The sequence below is a fragment of the Polaromonas sp. P1_E1_2 genome, from assembly GCF_056406035.1.
The window spans coordinates 1-14,148 of sequence record NZ_JBFUAZ010000042.1; the positions used below are offsets into that span (position 1 = coordinate 1).

Sequence of the window (14,148 nt, forward strand, 5' to 3'; positions counted from 1 at the left end):
CCGTCTCGTTTGAGCCGGGCAGCGTGCCGTCGTACGATGACATTCACGCGCTCTTCATCGACGCAGGCCTCCTGATCAAGAACACAGGAACCGCACCCGAGATTTCCAGCGTGCGCGAATTCATCGCGCCGCGGCAGGCTCTGGTGGACAGCGGTGCACTGACGCGCTTCAGGGAATGGGAGCTGTCRGAAACCACACAAATCTTCGGCAACATTGCCCATCGCTACAGCGCTTACGGCAAGGCCGGCACGATGAACGGCGAGGCATTCGAGGCGCGCGGCATGATCTCGACGCAGTTCGTCAAAACGCCTGAAGGCTGGAAGATGAGCGCGATGGCCTGGGACGATGAACGGCCCGGCCTGCACTTGCCTGATTGACCTGCCACTCAGGGAGGCATCAGCCCCGCATTGACCACCACCTCGTCCAGCGCGGCGAAAGTCATGTTGTGGCGATCCGTCAGCGGCCCACCGCCGGGCACTACATGGCCGTCTGCGGTGTAGCCAATGGCCTTGAACTTCCACACGCCGCCAATCAGTTTGAGCTGGCCCACCAGCTCGCCGCTGCTCAGATGAACACTCACCACTTGTTCGTTGAGTTTTTTGAACGTCAGGGGCATCAGCATGAACCTTTCAGGGCGACTGGTCGCCGAGTATTGCACTGACAATAAAAAAGCGCCCGGAGGCGCTTTTTTATTGGCGATGTTGAAGTGAATTACTTCGCCACCACGCGGACCATTTCGAGGCACTTGTTGGAGTAGCCCCATTCGTTGTCGTACCAGGCGACGACCTTGATGAAGGTGCCGTCGAGCGCGATGGACGCATCGGCGTCAAACACGCTGGTGCAGGTCTCGCCGCGGAAGTCGGTGGCAACGACCTTGTCTTCGGTGTAGCCCAGGATGCCCTTGAGTGCGCCTTCGCTTTGCGCTTTCATTTCGGCGCAGATTTCCTTGAGCGTGGCTTCCTTGTTGAGCTCGCAGGTCAGGTCAACCACCGACACGTCGGAGGTGGGCACGCGGAAGGACATGCCGGTCAGCTTCTTGTTGAGCTCGGGGATCACCACGCCCACAGCCTTGGCAGCGCCGGTGCTGGAGGGAATGATGTTTTCCAGGATGCCGCGGCCGCCGCGCCAGTCTTTGTTCGACGGGCCGTCCACGGTTTTCTGCGTGGCAGTGGCCGCGTGCACGGTCGTCATCAGGCCGCGCTTGATGCCCCACTTGTCGTTCAGCACCTTGGCGATAGGCGCCAGGCAGTTGGTGGTGCAGCTGGCGTTGGAAATGATGGCCTCGCCCTTGTAGGTCTTGTCGTTGACGCCGAAAACGAACATCGGGGTGTCGTCTTTCGACGGTGCCGAGAAGATGACCTTCTTCGCGCCGGCGGCCAGGTGCTTCTCACCGGAAGCCTTGTCGAGGAAGAGGCCCGTGGACTCCAGCACCACGGTGGCGCCGATATCGCCCCACTTGAGGTTGGCGGGGTCACGTTCCTGCGTCAGGCGGATCTTCTTGCCGTTGACGATCAGCGTGTTGCCTTCAACGGACACGTCGCCTTCGAAGCGGCCGTGCACCGAGTCGTACTTCAGCATGTAGGCCAGGTACTCAGGCTCGAGCAAATCATTGATGCCGACGATTTCAATGTCGCCAAAGCTTTTGATGGCCGAGCGAAACACGTTGCGGCCGATACGGCCAAAACCATTAATGCCAAGTTTGATAGTCATCTGCTGTTGCTCCTGGAAGTTGAAATCTTGTTGAATTGGGCGGCCGTGTCCGTTATCCGCGTGTTTACTTGCGCAGCACCTTGCGCACGGTGTCGGCCACGTTCTCGGCGGTAAAGCCAAAGTGCTTGAACAGCACTGGCGCGGGCGCCGATTCACCGTAGCTGTCGATGCCCACCACGGCGGCACAGCCGTATTTCCACCAGCCGTCCGTCACGCCCATTTCCACCGCGATGCGGGGGATGCCTTCGGGCAGCACTTCGGATTTGTACGCCGTTTTCTGTTTGTCAAAGGTCGTGGTGCTGGGCATGGAAACCACGCGCACAGCGATCTTGTGAGCGGCGAGCAGCTCTTGCGCCTTGAGCGCGAGTTGCACTTCAGAACCCGTGGCGATGATGACGGCCTGGGCCTTCTTGTTCAGGCCCACTTCGGCGGGCTCGGCCAGCACATAAGCGCCCTTGCTGATTTCACCGAGGTCGTTCTTCGGTGCGTAAGGCAGGTTCTGGCGGCTCAGCAGCAGCGCCGTCGGCTTGTTCTTGTTCTCGAGCGCGACGGCCCAGGCAACAGCCGTTTCAGCCGTGTCGCCCGGACGCCAGACGTCGAGGTTGGGAATCAAACGCAGGCTCGCGGCGTGCTCGATGGACTGGTGCGTCGGGCCGTCTTCACCGAGGCCGATGGAGTCGTGCGTGAAGACGTGGATGACGCGGATCTTCATCAGCGCGGCCATGCGGATGGCGTTGCGGCTGTAGTCGCTGAAGGTCAGGAAGGTGCCGCCGTAGGGAATGAAGCCACCGTGCAGCGCAATGCCGTTCATGATGGCGGCCATGCCGAATTCGCGCACGCCGTAGTTGATGTGGCGGCCACCGGCGCTCACGCCTTCGGCATTGGCCGTCAGCACGACTTCGCCGTTCATGTCAAAGCGCAGGTTGGGCGTGGACTTGGTGTTGGTGAGGTTGGAGCCGGTCAAATCGGCCGAGCCGCCCAGCAACTCTGGCAGGCCGGCGGTGAAGGCTTCGAGTGCGAGCTGCGAAGCCTTGCGCGAGGCCACGGTTTCGGCCTTGGTGTGTGCGCCGATGACAGTGTCGACAGCCAGTTGCGAGAAGCTCTTGGGCAGGTCGCCCTTCATACGGCGGGCCAGCTCGGCGGCCAGTGCGGGGTGCGCGGCCTTGTAGGCAGCGAATTTCGCGTCCCAGGCGGCCTCAAGAGACAGGCCCTTGGCCTTGGCGTCCCAGGCGTCGTAGGTTTCTTTCGGCACTTCAAACGGTGCGTAAGGCCAGTTGAGGGCTTCGCGCGTGAGCTTGATTTCTTCGGCGCCCAGCGGCTCGCCGTGGGCCTTGGCGGTGTTGGCGCGGTTGGGCGAACCTTTGCCGATATGCGTCTTGCAGATGATCAGCGTGGGCTTGTCGTTGGACTTCTTCGCGCCTTCGATGGCCTGCGAGACCAGCTCGGCGTCGTGGCCGTCGATGGGGCCCAGCACGTTCCAGCCGTAGGCGGCAAAACGCACGGCGGTGTTGTCGATGAACCAGGGCGCGACCTGGCCGTCGATGGAGATGCCGTTGTCGTCATACAGCGCGACCAGCTTGTTGAGCTTCCACGCACCGGCGAGCGCGGCCGCTTCGTGGCTGATGCCTTCCATCAGGCAGCCGTCGCCCATGAACACATAGGTGTTGTGGTCGACGACGGTGTGGCCTTCGCGATTGAACTCTTTGGCGAGCAGCTTTTCAGCCAGCGCCATGCCGACCGCATTGGTCAGGCCCTGGCCCAGCGGGCCGGTGGTGGTTTCAACGCCGGGGGTGTAACCGTATTCGGGGTGGCCGGGGGTTTTGCTGTGGAGCTGACGGAAGTTCTTGAGTTCGCCGATGGGCAGCTTGTAGCCGGTGAGGTGCAACACGGCATAAATCAGCATGGAGCCGTGGCCGTTGGACAGCACAAAACGGTCGCGGTCGAACCAGTTGGGGTTGTGCGGGCTGTGCTTGAGGTGGCTGCCCCAGAGGGCGACTGCCATGTCGGCCATGCCCATGGGGGCGCCGGGATGTCCGGAATTGGCTTGTTGAACGGCGTCCATTGCGAGTGCGCGTATCGCATTCGCCATCATTTGCGTATTGGCCATGTAGGCAGCTCCGGGAGGGGGAAAGATCAGGGGTAACCCGGTATTTTACCGTTTGGGCCCTGCCCGCCGGTTTGGCGGGGGTTTGAACCCGATTTGGCTGGACAGCACCCCGCCATGCACTAAAGTCAGGGGCATGCAAGGCCTTCACCTGACCGCCGACCTTTACAAATGCCGCTGCGACCCGGCCTGGCTGACCGACGCCACCCGGCTGGGCGACTGGTGCGTGCAGGCTGTGCGGGCGGCCGGCCTGCAGGCCGTTAACCAGCTGTTTCACACTTTTCCAGACACCGTGCACGGCCCCGGGGGCATCACGGCTACCGTGCTGCTGGCCGAGTCGCATGTGTGCGTGCACACCTGGCCTGAGCAAAAAGCAGTAACGCTGGACGTCTATGTGTGCAACTTCGGCGGCGACCACTCCGCCAGGGCGCGCGGCCTGATGGACGCGCTGGTGCGGCGCTTTAATCCGGAATGGACCGAGCAGCGGTCGCTGGACCGGGGAGATACGCAGTAGGCCGGCTCACCACTTCTCGCGCACGGTCGTCAAAAAGAGCGCGTTGAGGGTCGGCAGCACGGGCCGAAGATCATCGCGTTCCGGGATCGCCGCATCCAGCCTGGCAAGCTCAACCTCAATAAAGGCATTGACTCGCGGGAAAGGCGCCGACAGGCCCAATTCAGGCGCGCCGCGTTTTTTCTCCAGCATTTCGTCGATGTCGGCGAGCAGGTCCGTCTCACCCTCGATCAGGTGCAGCAGGCTGGCGAACTCGATAGGCGCGGCTGTGCCGTAGCGCTCGAGCCAGCGCACCGCGAGCAGCGGCCGCAGCACATAAAAATACTTCTTGAGCCGCACCATCTCACCCTGCAGGTGTTCGCGGTAGTTGCCCTTGGCCGAACTGCGGTAATGGTGTATGCCCCGCTCGCACGAGTAGACCAGGGGCAACAGCCGCCTCGCCTCTTCGGCAAAGGGACCGTTTTCCATATATTTGATCGGCGACTGGATCCACTCGACAAATTCCGGATTCGACTTCCAGAACAGGCGCAGCGCTTTACGCAGGTCCCAACCGTTGAGGTCGATGTCGTCGACGATGGGGTACTCGATGACGTCACGGCGGTCCTCAAGATCAAGCGAGAGGTAGTCGTCGGCCGGCCGCGCGTAAATAAAGCGCACGTCGAAATCACTGTTCGGCGACGCAAAGCCCCAGGCCCGGCTGCCGGACTCGATCGCCATCAGGATGCGCACACCGTGCTCCCGTTCGGTGGCCGCGAGGCGGCTCATGATTTCAGCGTGGATCTCGGGAGGAATCATCGGCAGGCTTTCGAATTTTGGTTCATCCATTCTGCATGAGCGGCCCCGTTAAACTGCCGTCATGCCCTCTGCACCCATCAAAGCCATGATCATGGCCGCCGGCCGCGGCGAGCGCATGCGCCCGCTGACCGACACCACGCCCAAGCCCCTGCTGCCGGTGCGCGGCAAGCCGCTGATTGACTGGCAGGTTACTGCGCTGGTGCGCGGTGGTTTTACCGGCCTGGTCATCAACACGGCCTGGCTGGGTGAACAGGTTCCGGCCCATTTTTCGGCGCTTTCTTCAAGCCATTTCGGGCTACAGCCCAATAAGGACGGGCGCAAGCAGCTATCAATTTCATACTCACACGAAGGCGTGGATTTTGGCGGCGCACTGGAAACCGCCGGAGGCATTGCGCGTGCGTTGCCGCTGCTGGGTGACATTTTCTGGGTGCTGGCGGGTGATGTGTTTGTGCCCGGCTTTGAGTTCACCCAAGCCGCCGTTGCCCGGTTTGCCGCCGGCAACACGCTGGCCCACCTCTGGCTGGTGCCCAACCCCGCACACAACCCGAAAGGCGACTTTGGCCTCAGCCCCGACGGCCTGGCGTTGAACCTGCCCAAGGACAACCCGCAGCCCAAATTCACCTACAGCACCATCGGCCTGTACCGGCGCGAGTTGTTCGACAGCCTGCCCTTCGGCAACCCCCAGGGCCTGAAAGCCCCGCTGGCACCGCTTTTGCGTACGGCGATGGACAATCAGGCCGTGAGCGCCGAGCTGTATGAAGGCGCCTGGACCGATGTCGGCACACCGGCGCGGCTGCACGAGCTGAATCAAACCACCACAAACTGAAGCGGAACGCATATGAGCACCACCACGATCTACGAAAAACGCCGCGCTGCCATTGCCCGCGCCCTGAAGGCGGCCGGCGGCGGCATCGCCCTGCTGCCCACCGCGCCCGAATACCCGCGCAACCGCGACAGCGACTTTCCCTACCGCCACGACAGCTATTTTTATTACCTGACCGGCTTCAGCGAACCCGACAGCTGGCTGGTGATTGAGGCCAGCGGCAAGACCACGCTGTTTYGCCGGCCCAAGGACCTGGAGCGTGAGATCTGGGACGGCATTCGCCTGGGCCCCAAGGCCGCGCCCGCCGCGCTGGGTGTGGACGCCGCCTTCAGTGTGGAAGCGCTGGAAGAAAAAATGCCTGGGCTGCTGAGCAACCAGAGCGCCGTGTGGTTTCCATTTGCCACACACAAGGGCCTGGAAACCCAAGTGGACGGCTGGTTGAACAAGGTGCGCGCCCGCGTGCGTTACGGCGCCGAGTGCCCGCAAAGCCAGCACGATTTGTGCAAGCTGCTCGACGAAATGCGGCTGGTCAAAGACAGCCATGAAGTCGCCATCCTCAAGCGCGCCGGCAAGATTTCAGCCGGTGCCCACGTACGCGCCATGCAGACCTCGGCAGCGATGCTGCGCAACGGTGCCAACGGGAAACTGAAGGGCGGCCTGCGTGAATACCACCTCGAAGCTGAACTGCTGCACGAGTTCCGCCGCCATGGTTCGCAGTTTCCGGCTTACGGCAGCATCGTCGCGGCCGGCGCCAACGCCTGCATCCTGCATTACCGCGCCGGCGATACGGAACTCAAACCCGGCCAGCTGTGCCTGATCGACGCCGGCTGCGAACTGGACGGCTACGCCAGCGACATCACCCGCACCTTCCCGGCAGACGGCAAGTTCACGCCGGCCCAGCGCACGCTGTACGACATCGTGCTGGCCGCGCAGGTCGCCGCGGTGAAAGTGACAAAGCCCGGCAAACGCTTTTTAGATCCGCACGATGCTGCGACGCGTGTACTGGTGGAAGGCATGCTGGACACCGGCCTACTCGACAAAAAGAAGCACGGCAAGGTCGACGACGTGCTCGAGTCCGGCGCCTACCGCCAGTTTTACATGCACCGCACGGGCCACTGGATGGGCATGGACGTGCATGACTGCGGCGACTACACCGAGCCCGGCAGCAAGCCGCGCGAGGAAAAAGACGCCCTGGGCCAGACCGTGATGCGCAAGCCCTCACGCATCCTGCGGCCCGGCATGGTGCTGACCATCGAGCCCGGTATTTATGTACGCCCCGGCAAGAACGTGCCCAAGGAGTTCTGGAACATCGGCATCCGGATTGAGGACGATGCGCTGGTGACCGCCAAGGGCTGTGAGCTGATGACGCGGGGTGTGCCGGTGGATGGGGATGAGATTGAGGCGTTGATGAAGGGGTAAGAGCGCTTTGGGAATAGCGTTTCGCTCAGGGGCAATCGCTTGCCTCTATCGCCGAACCTGGTTCCACCAACGTGTTGGTCATCAAGGGATTGATGCTTTTCCAGGCACGCATTTTTTCGGCCGTCAGGTAGACCTTCACACAACTGCCAACGGCAAAATTCTGACTGGTCCGAAAAAAGAGCTGCTCGGTATTGGTCTGGCGTATCAAGAAAAGACACTCTCGCGGTGCCAAGGCCTTGTCGATTGGCTTGAGCAGAGGCTCCATTGCCCTGCCGATGGCCGCTATGCCGGGTGGCTGCTCAACATTGGCCGTGAAGTTATTGGTCAGGGATTGGGTGCAGGGGTCATAGACCTTTTCCACGCGCCCCGTCAGCACCACTGTATCGGCCGCCTGTTTGTTGACCGCACAGGATGCAAGCAGCGTTGCCAGTACACCGCACGACAACAAAGACATGGGCCTTGCCCGGTAAACCACAAAGTCCGGCATGAGTTTCCTTCTGGATTAGCCATTTGCCATGGCGCAACGAGATTATCCGGCCTGCCTACTTAGCCTCAACGGCTGGCCGCACAAGTTCTCCCCGCAAGGGTAGCGCGCCCATCGGCAACTGAAACGTGATACTGACCTTCTGCACCACTCCCTCGTCCGGCCACCCCACACGACGGTAGCCCTGCATCAGGCAGTCGTTCTGCGACGTCTCCCCCGGTTGCAACGGATTGAGCATATTGGTGTACATCGTGCCATCCCGCTGAAGAATGCCCAGGTAGGCGCGCACGCGGGGAATCGGCGCCACCGGGTCAAACCCGTCGGGACGAAAAGCGATTGAAAACTCAGGGGTGTCTGCGGACGCCGTCCGAGGGTCCGCAAAAAACTCTCCCTTCACACGCCGGCCGTCTGCTTGCACCCAGTGCAGGCGCAATTGCGGCGCCGGCTCGCTCGCTGACCACATCAAGTGCAAATCCTCGCCCTGTCTGCAGAACACCGGATGCGTGGTGCCCCGCGTGTCGTACCAGGGCCCGTTGCGTCTGTCATCGACCCGCTCCAGCCGGATGCCGACCGGGGCGGTCAACGACTGCGCGTAAACCTCGCCGGCCCCCGGCACCGTAAAACGCCGGAGAGGGCCGGCCGTATGCGCAAGCGGCGTGGAGCCAGGTGCTTTCTGCCGCTGGGTTGCCAGGCGCCGCGCCGCATCTTCCATCGGAAATTGCGCGGCCATGAATGCGGTGGCGGGAATCGCCAGGATGCCGATGCCCACAATGGCGAGCACCATGCATTCGCTGGTCGTCAAGGCGGGCCGCAAGCCGCGGCCCACCAGCAGATGGCCGCCAAACCATAAAAGCGGCACGGCAGTGAAAAGGGCTACATAAAAAACAGCAAGGGCTTCCATGCCCGATACAGACCGGGCCGGAACCACCACGGCGGCAAAGGTGAGCGGCGCCAACAACGCCGATGCCAGCCTCAACGCGATCCAACTGCCGGTTCTCTGGCTTCTTTTGAAGTAGCGGCGCTCAACAAGGAGCACCAGCGCCATGGTGGCGAGAACGCCCAGCACGGCCAGCGCCCACTGCCGTTGCTCCGCGGCCGGCAAGGCGGCCAGGGTTTCAAACATCTGGTCGAATTCCATCCATACCTCCCACCGGGTCACGCCTGGCTGGCTCTCATGCTAAGCCAAGTTGCCATCCGGTCCAAGGGCCTCCATCCATCTGGCCGACACGCGGTCAGGCCAGTGAAGTCCCTCTGTGATGCCCCTGCGTAAAAGCCTCCTCAAACACCGAATACCCCGATAAATCACTGTGCGCAAAATGCAGCCGCTGCCAAGGCGCCTGCAAACGCCCTTGCAGCGCCCGCAAAGCCGCACTGTTGCGCACACCCGGCACCGGCGTGCTCATCGCATGGCCATAACGCATGATTTCCATGCGCGTGACCTTGCCGGGCAGATCAGGATGCGGCGCCGACAGCTCGGCCAGCACGCTGTCACGCCAGTGCGTCCAGGGCTTCTCGTACAAGGCTTTGCGGCCCGCCGGTTCAATGCCAAAGGCGCGGTAATACGTGAGCACCGTGGCGCCGGGCACGGCCTGCAGGCTCTGGTGCATGGCGTCGACGTAACCCAGGCCTGCCTGCGCAACGCTGCCTGCTGCGTCCCCGCCGTAGATGACGTTGTCCCAGCTGGGTGCGGCACCGGGCCGGTCGTGCAGCGCGGCCTTGATGTGCAGGTTGGCCACCAGCCAGGGTGCGTAACGCAGCTGGCCGGCGGCTTCGCGCAATGCGGGCGGCGGGCTTTCCACCACACGCGCCGCCACAAACAGCGGCATCGCCAGGATGCATTGCTCAGCCTGCCAGCGCTCGACGGTCTGGGTCGCCGCATTGAAGGCATCGACCTCTACACCATGACGGCCCGCAGCCACGCGAACCACGGTGCGGCCGGCGTACAGGCGTTCACCGAGTGGTGCAGCCAATTGGCGGGTAAGCCAGCCGTTGCCCTCGGGCCAGGTGAGCACACCCGCTTCGCGCTCCGCAGAAGCTGCGTCGCCGGGCGCTTGAAAACCATGCCGGCTGGCGAAGTAATGGATGCCGGCCCAGGCCGATACCGTGTCCAGGCCCGCGCCGTAATCGTCGCGGCAGCAATAGTCGAGGTACCAGCGCAGTGGCGTACTGGTGAGTTGCTGCTGGTCCAGCCATGCCTTGAACGTCACGGCATCCAGCGCGCGGTGTTGCGGTGCCAAGGGCACTCCGGCAACAGGAATCGGGAATGCGGCTGCAGACGAGGTCTGCTGCACCAGCACCGCAAAGCGCCGGTACTCGGCCAGCACGGCAGCACCGGCATCCTGCAGGGGCAGCAGCCCTTCCTGCCACTGGCCATTGATGAACAGCCGCTCCTGCGGGCTGTGGCACAAATGGCGTTCGTCATACACCCAGCGGCCGGCCACGCGCTGGCGCAGTGAAAGTTCTTCGAGCAAATCCTGCACATCACGCGCCGCATCCCCGGGCACCGGCAGGTAGTGCGCGCCCAGCGGGCAAGGCACGCCATTGACCACGCCTGCGCGGCTGTTGCCACCGGCCTGGTCTTCCAGCTCCAGCAGCGCGAAGTCCTGCATGCCGCGCAGGCGCAGCGCACGCGCCGCCGCCAGGCCGGCGACACCGCCGCCGGCAATTAGTACGCGGGTGCGCCGGGTGACGGAAGGGGCCGGCCAGGCACGGGCTCTGCCGGTCTCGTCAGGCCGAAGCAGATGGCCGCGCTCATGGTTCGCACCCACAAAACCGCCTTCGACATGCGTGGCCTCCTTGCAGCCCAGCAGCGGRAGTGCRGAGGCGGCCAGGAAATCCCGGCGCTTCAATGCAGCACCTTGCCCCATTCCTGCTCGTAACTGTGCACCAGTTCCTGGCTGGAGAGCCGGTTSACGGGCGCCGGCACGCGTGCCATGTCCACAGGGAAATCAAACAGCAAGGGCARGGTCTGCGGGTCCAGAAAACGCAGGCCGGCGGGCAAGGCGCCGCTTTGCGTCGTGGGGCTGAAAGGCCGTCGGCTGGCGACCACAAAACCCCATTCGCCAAAACTGGGCACATTGGCGTGATAGGGGGCGGCCTTGAGCCCGACGGATTCCAGCGTGCTCACCACCGTCCAGTAGCTGCGCCGCGCCACCAGGGGAGACGTGGTCTGGATGACCGCATAGCCGCTGGCCGAAAGGTGCTGGTCGAGCAGCGCATAAAACGAGTTGGTGTAGAGCTTGCCGATGGAAAAATTGGTCGGGTCGGGGAAGTCCACGATGATGATGTCGAACATGCCGGCGTTTTTGTCCAGCCACTGGAAGGCGTCGGCATTCACGATGCGCACCTTGGGCGACAGCAGCGCATCGCCGTTCAGGCGCTTCAAGGCGGGCTGCTGGCTGAACAGCTGCGTCATGGCCGGGTCCAGCTCTACCAGTGTGACGCTTTCCACACTCGGGTATTTCAGGACTTCGCGCACCGCCATGCCGTCGCCGCCGCCCAGCACCGCGACTTTTTTCGGCGCACCGTGCGCGCTCATCACCGGGTGCACCAGCGCTTCGTGATAACGGTATTCGTCGCGCTCGGCGAACTGCAGGTTGCCGTTGAGGAACAGGCGGTGGCCGGCGCGGCCGTTCGTCACCACGATGCGCTGGTAAGGCGTGGTGGCGGTGAAGATGACACGGTCCTGGTAGAAATGGTCTTCGGCCAGTGTGGTGATCTGGTTCGCACCCGCAAAGCCGGCGCCCAGTGCGCACAAGACACCCAGGCAAGCCAGGGCATGCGACTTGACGTGCCGCAGCTCATGGCGGAACAGCCACAGCGCCCACACCGCGACAGCCGCGTTCATGAGGCCAAACAGCAGGCCGGTGCGTATCAGGCCCAGATGCGGCACCAGCACCAGCGGAAAAGCCAGCGACACGGCCAATGCGCCCAGGTAGTCGAAGGTGAGCACCTGCGACACCAGCTCCTTGAGCGCCACGTTGCGCCGCAGGATGCGCATAACCAGCGGAATCTCCAGCCCCACCAGCGTGCCGACCAGCAGCACCAGAGCGTAAAGTAGAAAGCGAAAGGCGCCGGGCACATAGGCATTCGCCAGAAACAGCGTGGCCGGCAGCGCACCGCCCACCAGCGCCACCATCAACTCAATGCGCAAAAAATGGGCCGGCAATTGCCGCTCGAAAAACCGCGACAACCAGGACCCAATACCCATGGCAAACAGATAGCTACCGATGATGGTGGAAAACTGCAGCACCGAATCGCCCAGCAGATAAGAAGCCAAAGCCCCTGCCGCCAGCTCATACACCAGCCCGCACGCCGCGACCACAAAGACGCTGGCCAGCAGCGCGACCTCAAGAGGGCGCGGTGTGGCAACGGTGGAGGGGGGTTTAGTGTTCAAAACGAGGGTGCCGATGGATGGGATATGCAGAACTGCGATGCGAAGCGAGCCGGTATCACGACGGCGTCAAGGGCGTAGCGAGCGAGCTGCGGGCAAGGCGGACGGCGCGCAGGAACCGGAATGTACCTGCGGGTACATGAGGATTCCGAGCACCGGCCAACGCCGCCCCCAGTTCGCGCAGTAGCCGGGAACTACCCGTGGATGGCGGCGGCTACTATTACGCAGATGCCCAGCGCCATCGCGGCAACCACCAGCGCCAGCGCCACGTTCTGCTTCTCGACAATCTCCAGCCACAGGTCGTACGGCGTCATTTTGTCAATGATGACAAAGCTCAGCCAGAAGATGATCACGCCGATCAGCGCGAACAAAATCGAGCCGAGGAAAGCGGCGGGTTTAAGCCATTCAAGTCCCATGATGTTCTCCAGAAAAAATCTGCCAGGTTGAATAGAAAGGGGCCGGCTTCATTTATGGCCGCCTCCGCCGGAAAATCCACCGAATGAGCCGCCTGAACTGCGCGAGCTGCTGGACGAAGAACAGTTCTCGACATTCGGGTCGCAGCGCGAGCAGCGCGTGACCAGCAACAGAACCACCAGTATCACCAGAACCACCACAACAATGGTGCCGCAACCCATGCCCGACGCACTGCTCAGGGGCTTGGCATCCGCGCGCTTGAAGAGGTCTTTCTTGCCTTCAAGCTTGAAGGCCCTGGCCACCAGGCCGCCGTCCAGCTTGCTGCCGCTGGACCAGGTGACTTCGTTCGGCGCCTCTTCCTGGGACAGCAGCGCGCTGCCGCTGGCGAAATCGCGGTTAAAGGTTTTTTGCCCGCGCTGAACCTGCCAGTAGAACTCGCCGGCGGCATACGTGGTCTCGGCGCGGTAGCTGCTTTGCAGGCGGTAGGTGGTCTTGAGGTAGGTGGCGCTGTCGCCACCCGTCTTGAAGGTGGGCGCGCCGGTCAGGGGCTTGACCACGCTCCAGCCGTCGGTGGCGTCCACCAGAAAGGTAAAGCCGCGCTTGCGGTTGTAGAGCAGGTATTCATCCCAGCCGAAGTGCTCGTCCGGGTCGTCGGGCTCGTACCCCATGCGGTGCTGGAACCCAACGACCTGCCATTGCGTGCCCAGCAACTGGCCCGTGCTTCCCAGCGTGATCAGCGGGGCAACCGGTTCGTCCTGGATCGCATGCTGAAGCGCGGCGCCTGTGCCCTGGCTCAGGTCGATGAGGCTGTTGCAGGAACTGCAGGTGATGCTTTTGCTGGCAGCCAGCGTAACCGCCACCGTCGCTCCGCAGTTGGGGCAGCTGAACTGCCTGCCGCTTTCTTCCTTGGCAGACTCGTCCTTCAGGCCAGCCAGCTTCAGCTCGTCAAGCAGCACCGAACGGCCCAGCGAGAGTGCCGGCGCGCCGCCACCAGATGCCGTGCCGTAGTCAACACTGAGCACATCGCCATCCGTGCTGCGCAGTTCGACCACAGCAAAAGGCATGCCCAGCGCTGGCAGGCGCGGCAGCTCGCCCTGTGCCGACAGCAGCACAACGCTCTCGTTGGAGGCCACACTGAATGGCTTGGCATTGATCGCCGTGGTGGCGCCGATGCGAAAGTTTTCTGCGGGCGGTACGGCGCGCTGCAGGCTGGTGGGCCGGCTGAACACATACGCGCCGTTGTCCTCGCTCAGGAAGGCCGCGCTGCCGTCATCCAGAATGGCATACCACTCGGTCCAGGTTCCCTGGGCGTACTTGTATTGCAGCCGGCCGACCAGCGTGAAGTTGCGGCCCTGCCAGACCCCGGAGGCCTGCAGCTGCAGGGGACTGAAATCGTTGAACAGTTCGGCCATCTTGCCGATGCGCGATAGTGTGTCACCATCGCGCACGACAGTGCTCTGGCAGTAGCCGCACACCGCATGGGTGGACTGCGCGC

At 63.0% G+C, this 14,148-nt stretch carries 14 protein-coding genes and 1 other RNA gene; 4 read left to right on the plus strand and 11 right to left on the minus strand.

Annotation, left to right across the window (positions count from 1 at the left end; all coding sequences use genetic code 11):
* Positions 1-377 (plus strand): hypothetical protein (locus AC1D1P_RS04170; protein ID WP_477672173.1); only part of this gene is annotated, 377 nt, incomplete at its 5' end.
* Positions 378-385: 8 nt separating this feature from the next.
* Here AC1D1P_RS04170 and AC1D1P_RS04175 read toward each other — a convergent pair.
* The 3 genes from AC1D1P_RS04175 to tkt all read right to left on the minus strand — a co-directional run bounded on the left by AC1D1P_RS04175 (position 386) and on the right by tkt (position 3,817).
* The gene (locus AC1D1P_RS04175) at positions 386-622 is read right to left on the minus strand and encodes a hypothetical protein (RefSeq protein ID WP_477667081.1); all 237 of its coding nucleotides are present in this window, start codon (positions 620-622) and stop codon (positions 386-388) included.
* 89 nt (positions 623-711) lie between these two features.
* Positions 712-1,710 carry a type I glyceraldehyde-3-phosphate dehydrogenase gene (gene gap / locus AC1D1P_RS04180; RefSeq protein ID WP_457281959.1) on the minus strand — a complete coding sequence of 333 codons (999 nt, stop codon included), beginning with the start codon at positions 1,708-1,710 and terminating at the stop codon, positions 712-714.
* A 64-nt stretch (positions 1,711-1,774) separates the two neighbouring features.
* Positions 1,775-3,817 carry a transketolase gene (tkt, locus tag AC1D1P_RS04185; protein ID WP_477672174.1) on the minus strand — a complete coding sequence of 681 codons (2,043 nt, stop codon included), beginning with the start codon at positions 3,815-3,817 and terminating at the stop codon, positions 1,775-1,777.
* A gap of 133 nt (positions 3,818-3,950) precedes the next feature.
* Here tkt and speD point away from each other — a divergent pair, with 133 nt between their 5' ends.
* Positions 3,951-4,328: an adenosylmethionine decarboxylase gene (gene speD, locus AC1D1P_RS04190; protein WP_477672175.1), complete on the plus strand. Its 378-nt coding sequence runs from the start codon at positions 3,951-3,953 to the stop codon at positions 4,326-4,328.
* A gap of 6 nt (positions 4,329-4,334) precedes the next feature.
* On the opposite strand, the gene AC1D1P_RS04195 is transcribed toward speD, so the two are convergent.
* Entirely contained in the window at positions 4,335-5,150 is an 816-nt protein-coding gene (locus tag AC1D1P_RS04195; RefSeq protein ID WP_477672176.1) for a nucleotidyltransferase domain-containing protein, read from the minus strand.
* 31 nt (positions 5,151-5,181) lie between these two features.
* On the opposite strand from AC1D1P_RS04195, the gene AC1D1P_RS04200 reads away from it, so the two are divergent.
* Positions 5,182-5,946 (plus strand): nucleotidyltransferase family protein, encoded by a 765-nt coding sequence (locus AC1D1P_RS04200; RefSeq protein WP_477672177.1) that lies wholly within the window; start codon positions 5,182-5,184, stop codon positions 5,944-5,946.
* Positions 5,947-5,958: 12 nt separating this feature from the next.
* Positions 5,959-7,362: an aminopeptidase P N-terminal domain-containing protein gene (locus AC1D1P_RS04205; protein WP_477672178.1), complete on the plus strand. Its 1,404-nt coding sequence runs from the start codon at positions 5,959-5,961 to the stop codon at positions 7,360-7,362.
* A 25-nt stretch (positions 7,363-7,387) separates the two neighbouring features.
* Here AC1D1P_RS04205 and AC1D1P_RS04210 read toward each other — a convergent pair whose 3' ends face one another.
* From AC1D1P_RS04210 to AC1D1P_RS04240, 7 genes are all read right to left on the minus strand, one after another.
* A complete protein-coding gene (locus AC1D1P_RS04210) occupies positions 7,388-7,849 on the minus strand; it encodes a hypothetical protein (RefSeq protein ID WP_477672179.1) in 462 nt (153 codons plus the stop codon).
* 55 nt (positions 7,850-7,904) lie between these two features.
* Positions 7,905-8,984: a hypothetical protein gene (locus AC1D1P_RS04215; RefSeq protein ID WP_477670481.1), complete on the minus strand. Its 1,080-nt coding sequence runs from the start codon at positions 8,982-8,984 to the stop codon at positions 7,905-7,907.
* Positions 8,985-9,078: 94 nt separating this feature from the next.
* Positions 9,079-10,713 carry an FAD-dependent oxidoreductase gene (locus AC1D1P_RS04220; RefSeq protein WP_477670480.1) on the minus strand — a complete coding sequence of 545 codons (1,635 nt, stop codon included), beginning with the start codon at positions 10,711-10,713 and terminating at the stop codon, positions 9,079-9,081.
* The gene (locus AC1D1P_RS04225) at positions 10,692-12,242 is read right to left on the minus strand and encodes a polyamine aminopropyltransferase (protein WP_477672180.1); all 1,551 of its coding nucleotides are present in this window, start codon (positions 12,240-12,242) and stop codon (positions 10,692-10,694) included. Before AC1D1P_RS04225 ends, AC1D1P_RS04220 begins: the two co-directional genes overlap by 22 nt.
* Before the next feature lie 62 nt (positions 12,243-12,304).
* A non-coding RNA gene (locus AC1D1P_RS04230) (sX9 sRNA) lies at positions 12,305-12,380 on the minus strand.
* Between the two features lie 53 nt (positions 12,381-12,433).
* The gene (locus AC1D1P_RS04235; RefSeq protein ID WP_007871890.1) at positions 12,434-12,655 is read right to left on the minus strand and encodes a DUF350 domain-containing protein; all 222 of its coding nucleotides are present in this window, start codon (positions 12,653-12,655) and stop codon (positions 12,434-12,436) included.
* Positions 12,656-12,703: 48 nt separating this feature from the next.
* A partial coding sequence (locus tag AC1D1P_RS04240) for a DUF4178 domain-containing protein (protein ID WP_477672181.1) occupies positions 12,704-14,148 on the minus strand: 1,445 nt, incomplete at its 5' end.